This window comes from Aliiruegeria sabulilitoris (genome assembly GCF_001558155.1).
Classification (GTDB): domain Bacteria; phylum Pseudomonadota; class Alphaproteobacteria; order Rhodobacterales; family Rhodobacteraceae; genus Tropicimonas; species Tropicimonas sabulilitoris.
Window position 1 is genome coordinate 1 of record NZ_LOAS01000072.1, and the last position, 6,663, is coordinate 6,663.

9 protein-coding genes are annotated in these 6,663 nt (G+C 57.2%); 6 read left to right on the plus strand and 3 right to left on the minus strand.

The features are described from left to right. Positions 1-716, plus strand: a 716-nt coding sequence (locus AX756_RS24310) for a transposase (RefSeq protein WP_156461683.1), incomplete at its 5' end; no start/stop codon positions are given. 284 nt (positions 717-1,000) lie between these two features. Next, the gene (locus AX756_RS24315; RefSeq protein ID WP_231701181.1) at positions 1,001-1,189 is read left to right on the plus strand and encodes a hypothetical protein; all 189 of its coding nucleotides are present in this window, start codon (positions 1,001-1,003) and stop codon (positions 1,187-1,189) included. Positions 1,190-1,315: 126 nt separating this feature from the next. Here the strand turns inward: AX756_RS24315 and AX756_RS24320 are convergent, their stop codons facing one another. The 3 genes from AX756_RS24320 to AX756_RS24330 form a co-directional block, all read right to left on the minus strand. After that, complete coding sequence (locus tag AX756_RS24320; RefSeq protein WP_231701182.1) at positions 1,316-1,669, minus strand: GlsB/YeaQ/YmgE family stress response membrane protein; 354 nt, start codon at positions 1,667-1,669, stop codon at positions 1,316-1,318. 54 nt (positions 1,670-1,723) lie between these two features. Then, complete coding sequence (locus AX756_RS24325; protein WP_068318395.1) at positions 1,724-1,954, minus strand: hypothetical protein; 231 nt, start codon at positions 1,952-1,954, stop codon at positions 1,724-1,726. An 88-nt stretch (positions 1,955-2,042) separates the two neighbouring features. Next, the gene (locus tag AX756_RS24330; protein WP_156461685.1) at positions 2,043-2,708 is read right to left on the minus strand and encodes a hypothetical protein; all 666 of its coding nucleotides are present in this window, start codon (positions 2,706-2,708) and stop codon (positions 2,043-2,045) included. Between the two features lie 71 nt (positions 2,709-2,779). On the opposite strand from AX756_RS24330, the gene AX756_RS24335 reads away from it, so the two are divergent. The 4 genes from AX756_RS24335 (at position 2,780) to AX756_RS24345 (ending at position 6,546) form a co-directional block, all read left to right on the plus strand. After that, positions 2,780-3,076: a hypothetical protein gene (locus AX756_RS24335; protein WP_068318402.1), complete on the plus strand. Its 297-nt coding sequence runs from the start codon at positions 2,780-2,782 to the stop codon at positions 3,074-3,076. Positions 3,077-3,123: 47 nt separating this feature from the next. Beyond that, complete coding sequence (locus AX756_RS25925; protein ID WP_156461686.1) at positions 3,124-3,288, plus strand: hypothetical protein; 165 nt, start codon at positions 3,124-3,126, stop codon at positions 3,286-3,288. 172 nt (positions 3,289-3,460) lie between these two features. After that, positions 3,461-3,964 (plus strand): hypothetical protein, encoded by a 504-nt coding sequence (locus tag AX756_RS24340; RefSeq protein ID WP_068318405.1) that lies wholly within the window; start codon positions 3,461-3,463, stop codon positions 3,962-3,964. A gap of 218 nt (positions 3,965-4,182) precedes the next feature. Next, positions 4,183-6,546: a S41 family peptidase gene (locus AX756_RS24345; RefSeq protein WP_068318407.1), complete on the plus strand. Its 2,364-nt coding sequence runs from the start codon at positions 4,183-4,185 to the stop codon at positions 6,544-6,546. The last annotated feature ends 117 nt before the right edge of the window (positions 6,547-6,663 follow it).

Consider the following 6,663-nt stretch of genomic DNA (forward strand, 5'->3'; position numbering starts at 1 on the left):
TCGGAGTCGAGGCGACGCGGTCCATCCGCCAGGCGGAGGTTGGAGCAACTCGCACCATGCTGGAAAAGGCAAAGGACCGGTTTGACCTGCACCCGGAACGTCTGATCGCCCCTCTCATTGATTGCTTCGCAATCAACTGCCGGGCAGCGGATACGGCATACGGATCGGGGCCGATGCTCGGCTGGCTGGTTGATCGCAAGATCGCACCGCATATCCCGGTGATCGACAAGAGCGAAAGAACGGATGGCACCTGGTCCCGAGACGACTTCGAGTGGGACGCCGCAAACGACCAGATCATATGTCCTGAAGGCCACGGCCTGAAGCAGTTCCGCCGCAACTACTCGGACCCGTCCAGAGGTCAGACCGGGAAAGGCAGAGCGAAATACCGGGCGCTGAAATTGACCTGCCAGGCTTGCCCATCGAAGCAGCAGTGCTGTCCGAATGCCGAAGCGCGAACGATCACCCGCGAGGAACATGAAGACGCTCGGCAGGTAGCCCGCGACATCGCCAAGACCAAACAGTACGAAACCTCGATGAAGCTCCGAAAGAAGGTCGAGATGCTCTTTGCCCACCTCAAACGCATTCTCGGTCTCCGCCGTCTCCGATTACGTGGTCCCAACGGCGCAAACGACGAATTCCTCCTCGCAGCAACCGCCCAGAACCTCCGCAAACTGGCCAAGATCTTTCCCGCACCGCAGAAACCGCAAAGCGCCTGAAAAGAAGAGGCTTGCGCCGAACTCCGAAGCCGTTCCACTGCACATGCAGCGAAGAGTTTTTCAACGAAATTCCGACCTTTCGGACCTTCGCTGCGAACGCGAAATACACCCGTGCGCTACCGCAGCATCGAGGAAGAAGGGCGGTTTCCAGTCATTCGCCGCGTTCGGCACGAATGTCCGTCTCACCCACCAGAATATGGGTTTGCCGATGTGCCAACTTCTTCCGCTAGACGCTCCCAAGTCAGTTCAATGCCAAAACATCCTCCCGGAAGCGCGGGCGGCTGGTGCTCAACGGCTCGACGGAGATCAAGGGCTCCTTCGGCGAGATCTCCGGCGCGCATCTCTCCGAGGCCACGACCCTATGGCTCCAGACCATGGCGGCGCTGGGCGAAGGCGATACGGTCGAGCTGCAGGGGTATTTCCGGGCGGCGGATGGGTATTTCGCGGCGGACTATACGTCGTTTTGGGGGTGAAGGTTGGCTAAAGTAACCCAAATATCGCATCTGAGGGGCTACGCCTTTGCATTGCCGGGCAACAGTCGCGTTAGATCAAAGGGAGATATTTCCTGTGCCACATATTTAATTCATCCAGCGACTGCATCAGCGCCGAACCAACTTGATGACGAGGAGCAAGATAATCGCCCCGAGAAGTGGAGAGAGGATCGCGGCGATGGGGCTTCCACCGAAGGTAAGACCGATCGCGGGGAATAGAAAGCTGGCCAGTATCGATCCACCGATGCCGATCAGGATATCCGTCAGCAGCCCCGAGCCGGAGCCTTTGACGATCAGGCTGGCCAGCCAGCCAACAATCGCGCCGACGACGATCGCAATGGTCAGCCCGATGACCATCCCCATTCCGGTGCCAATGGCTTCAGCGACTTGCTCCTGAGCAAGTCCGGGACTTGCCGCCATAGCCGCAACGGCGATCGAAAGGCATTTGAGTGTTGGTCTCATGAAGCGCTCCAGTCCTTATTTTGTGTGTCTATTTCCAGGAAGGCGGCAGATCGATCAAAGCAGAAGGAGGTTGATCAGCGGTATCGCGGTAGCGAGCCAGGGCCATGAAGCTTCAGGTGCGATGTCGATGAAGCGATTCCACGGAAAACCAAGCGGTACCAGAAAAACTCCGGCCAGCGGATCGCGCTCTTGTCCGAACAGGCCAAACTGTCCGATGAGAAGGACAGCAATGGCAAGGAGCCAAAGCAAACCGAACAGTCCGACAATAATCTTGCAAAGTCTCATCAGAATTTCGCTGTCAACTCATGCACGAGCGGGCACCTTCGCTGGTCAAGGAAGTGGCCAAATCCGATTTCTCCCTGGTGACAAACGGTTATTCGATGCCGATGATCAGGTTGTAGCTCTGCTCTGACCCGGTCCGATTGATAACTTCGATCACGTGGTCGCCGGACTGCCAAAGCTCGCCCCGATATTCCAGATCGCCGCCGGTGCGCTCCAACAGGAACGAGCCGTCCGGGTTAAAGATCTGATAATCCAGCGTCGGCCCGTCTGCAGCGACGCGGGTGTACAGGTCCTGCTCGGCGGCAGCACCGATGATGTATTGTCGCGAAGCGCCCGGCGCCAGCGTATCGCTTAGCTCGGTCCCGGTCGTACCTGCGTCGAAACTGACGCGCACAAGATCGGTTGCCCCTGCCATGGCTCCCCCGCCATCATCGGCAGCGTTCGCGACGCTCAGTTCCTCGACAGTTCCGTCGGAATAGGCAAGGCAGCGCCAGGTCGTGCCGCCGAGGTCGCGCAACATCACCAAGGTCGCTGCTTCTGAAAATTCCGAACTCAGCACTTCGCCGGACTGACCATCCGGCCCACCGACCACCCTCAATTGGTCGATACATCCGTCGATGGCATCCTGCTCGGCAGCAAGGATCGGGGACGCAATGAACAACGCAGCGATTGCTGCAGCGGTGAGTTTCTTGAACGACATATGCAACTCCCTGAGCGTTTCGACCCTTACCCTAGCGACCAGCTCTGTCTTGAACAAGCAGTCGGCCAAGGGTTGCGCAACCGGTCGTAATCGTTACGCTTTGTGACGAAGACGAAAGGACGATTTCGATGATCCTTGCAACCAGAGTTTTGGCCACTGCCACTGTTTTTTTGCTCGCCGCTTGCGCGGAAGATGGACCGACTGTTGGTCAACCCTCCGTTGGTAGCAGCAGTGACCTGTCTGCATTTGAGGGCGCGCGTGCCGGTCAGGCAGAAATGGGAATTCAGAACCTTGGATATGAACTCATTCGTACGGAAGGCCTGACGGCTTTCTGGTTCAACCGAAGCACTGGCGCCTGTGCACGCATCACCACCTCCAATGGCCGCTATTCCGATGTAACCATGCTTCCGCCCGGCGACTGCTGAGTCACCCGGATGGAACGAAGACACTTACCAAAATCAAAGGAAAGACCATGAAGAATGCCCTTGCTGTTTCCGTCATCCTCGCTGCCCTGGCGGGATGTGTCGAAGAGCAATCCTTTACGACAGAGGCGGATATCTCGGAAGCAAATCGCGCGACCGAATGCCCTGTGGATGTGACAGAAGCAGATCGCGCCAACTACCCGGCGTGCAACTGACGCAACAGCGGCATCCAACTCCCACGTTGACTTGGATCGCCGAGACCATGTGCTGTCGAGGCCGGAAAGAACTTGGCTTTATGTCGTTCAGATTGTCTGATGTTTCTGAACTCATCGCTCTGACCGGTTCGCTTTTTTGGGCTTCGATACATGCAAGTGAAAGGGAAGTAGGATGAACAATCTGACACACCCAATCGTTGCAGCGTTGCTTTTGGCAGCCTCATTTGTTCCTTCAATCGCAAGCGCGAGTGAGTCACTGGAGGCGCTGTTCGGTGGTTCCGTTGTTCAATGCACCGGTGCGATGGCTTGGAGTGAAACTGGAACGGCCGACGATCTGAATGTAGAACCCCTGCGAATTGCTGCGCGAGACGCTGCAGATGCTGATGGCATCGCGATCTTTCTTGGTGAAGAAGACATCATCGAGGACAACGTCTGGTCATGTGTTGATGGACTTTGCACAGCCAACGTAGCTGCTTCGGGCAACTCGATCACGACGAACACGCTGCAGTTGCGGAAAGAATTGGACCTACCAGGTGGGGAAGTCGTTTATGATGCGATTGCCCTCTTCATGATCTTTGTACCTGGCGAAGACGCTTTCGAGATTGAGGGAACTTCAGGAAAAGGCGCCTTCATCTGTGACGGCGAGTTGCCCGTGGGCGTTGTTGCATCGCCGTAGAGCGCTCAGCGATCAGGTGGCGATATAATGGCAGTTCAATTTAGCGGGTTAGTCACTCGCTACGAAAGCGTTCGCCCCGTGCCGAGCCTGATCTGACTGATCCAAGTTGAGAGCTGGCTCATGATGTCGAAGTGCCGGTGCAATCACGAAAAGTGTCTTTTCATCGCATCCTGACCGGCCGAATTTGAAGATCATATTCGGCCCAAGGCCTGAACGTAATGAAGTTTGAGGAAAAGATGAGACGAAAAAAGCTCCTTTCGTACGCAGCGCTTCTTGCCGCGAGCACTGCGTTGGCCCATGCCGAGCCAATTTCGGTCGAAGGCGTTGTCTCCTCTGAGAGCTTCATCTTCCAGCCGCAGTACTGGCCAAATCCTTCTGTTGCTCTCTTGGATGCTACCGACATCGTTTCTGGTCGCTTCGACAGCTTTGTGGCTGCTGACGACCAAGTTCTCGGGCGGTTTGTCGACCCGCTGTTTGCGGGCGAGGGTCGATTCCGGATCGACCTTCCTATCGTTCCTCCAGGCGGTCGTTTGGACATGAACGGGGATGGCAGTGCGGGGCTGGCCATCTTCACCCTTGTTTCAGCACCGAACCTCTCCTCCGACAGCTATCTCGAGCAGCTCGAACAGTATGGCGGGCTGTTCTCGATTCTGCTCGACCAAACCACCGGTGCTATCGAGACCGGGGCACTGCTGCTGTTCTCCGAGGATGGCGCCGAGCCCTTTCCGGCCGGATGGGGCGAAGACGGGACATGGTTCACCGAGGACGATCCGCAGCAGGTTGTGCCACTGGGCTGGTCAGTTGCCAGATTGAATGAAGATAGCGAAGTCATCATCGAACTCGATCCGCGCTCGGAAATCCATACGATCGAAGCTGAGGATGCGGCGTCTCCCGACTTCTCAGACCTCGGCTATGTCGAAGCGTTCGACGCGCTGATCGACCACCTGCGTACCCGGTACGCCTATTCCGAGTTTCGGGGCATCGATTGGGATGCTGTCTCTTCGACCTATCGTCCTGATGTGGAGGCTGCGGCGGCTGCCGAAGACGCCGGGGAGTTCTATCTTGCTCTGAACGACATGGCACTGTCCTTCGAGGACACCCATACTGCTGTCAGTGCCGGTTTTCTGAACGAGGCGATCAATTCGGCAAAGCAGGAGTTCGAACTGACCCGGTTCGGTGCTGGGATCGGTGCGGAGGCCTTGGTCGTATCCGACCCTGACGCGGGTATCCCGCCCGGCGACATGATCGTTGTGAGCCGGGTCGCCGAAAGCTCTCCAGCCGCGGATGCAGGCTGGACCGAAGGCACCGAAATCCTCGAGGTCAATGGCACGCCTGTGAGTGAATATCTCGCATCACTGCCGTTGATCGAAGCGACCGGTGTCGCCGAATTGCAGCCTTATCTGAGGGCACCGCGTCTATTCAGCTTTCCCGATGGAGCGGACGTCTCTTTCACCTTCCGCAACCCGGGCGATCAGGACGCTCAAACCGTCCAAATGACGGCTGGCGACTACATGGTTCCTTTCGAACTGTCGGAACCGGAGAGGTCCTCGATGCCAATCGATTTCTCCTCCGTCGGTGGTGTCGCCATCGTGTCCTGGCGCAACTTCTCGGACCACATGTTGTCGAAGATTGCCGTGCTCGAAGAGGCGCTTCAGATCGAGTCCGAGACGGGCAGTACCGGCATGATCCTCGACCTGCGCGGTAACGGTGGCGGATTGGTCGAACTCTACCAGGTGATGGCGTCTTACTTCTTCAAAGAAGATGACCCGATGCCGGAACAGCCCTTTGATACTTATGCGTACGATACGGATGCTGGCGGGTTTGTCAGACAATTTGCGGCGGATCGAACGCTTTTTGCACCGCGCGCTGATTTGGCTTTCACCGGTCCGTTGGTCATTCTGATCGACCAGGGCTGCGCCAGTGCCTGCGAATACTTCACCCAGCACCTCCAGCTCCTAGACCGCGCTGTAGTCGTTGGACAGCATGCGTCTCTCGGAGCTGGCGGGTTCATCGATAGGATCGCAATGCCAGAGGAGATCACGTTCCAATATACTGCGGGGCGAACGACATTCCCTGACTCGAGCCAGCCAAATCTCGAGGCGGCAGGCGTCATTCCCGATGTCCGCGTTCCAGTAACGCTTGAGACCCTTGCTGCTGTCCGCAACGGCGAAGACCCGGTGATGGATGCCGCGTTCGACGTGATCGCCGAGTTGTCCGATCCACGCCTCAGACTTAAATCTACTCCGTGGGTCTGGACGATGGCCGCCACGGCGGATCTCGAGGAAATCGAGATCAATGCTCCGGAGAAATACGAAGTCACGTTTTCTGAAGATGGTAGCTACACAATGCAGGCTGATTGCAACCGCGTCACCGGGGACTGGACGCTGGCGGACTCGATGCTGACGATGACCCCGGGCCCGACGACGCTGGCGCTCTGTCCAGACCCATCGCGAGGTGACGCGTTCGCGCGCCTGATGACGTCTTCGAACGCAATCGATTTCAACGGAGAACAACTCTTCATCGTCGTGGAGGATGACGAATACCGTGTCCTACAGTTGGAAGGTGCTGAGTCGGTCCGTTAGGTGTTCAAACCAGGGGGAACCTGAGTGCTGCAATGTTTCCATGGCGGGTCAGTGCTCTGGCCCTAAATTGTTTGATCCCAGGTTTTGATGGTGCGATCCGTTCGTTGGAATGGAAGG

Excerpts from the sequence above, each read along its gene's own strand:
- AX756_RS24345 (WP_068318407.1), top strand. The coding sequence starts at position 4,183 with ATGAAGTTTGAGGAAAAGATGAGACGAAAAAAGCTCCTTTCGTACGCA.
- AX756_RS25925 (WP_156461686.1), top strand. The coding sequence starts at position 3,124 with ATGAAGAATGCCCTTGCTGTTTCCGTCATCCTCGCTGCCCTGGCGGGA.
- AX756_RS24340 (WP_068318405.1), top strand. The coding sequence starts at position 3,461 with ATGAACAATCTGACACACCCAATCGTTGCAGCGTTGCTTTTGGCAGCC.
- AX756_RS24335 (WP_068318402.1), top strand. The coding sequence starts at position 2,780 with ATGATCCTTGCAACCAGAGTTTTGGCCACTGCCACTGTTTTTTTGCTC.
- AX756_RS24325 (WP_068318395.1), bottom strand. The coding sequence starts at position 1,954 with ATGAGACTTTGCAAGATTATTGTCGGACTGTTCGGTTTGCTTTGGCTC.
- AX756_RS24320 (WP_231701182.1), bottom strand. The coding sequence starts at position 1,669 with ATGAGACCAACACTCAAATGCCTTTCGATCGCCGTTGCGGCTATGGCG.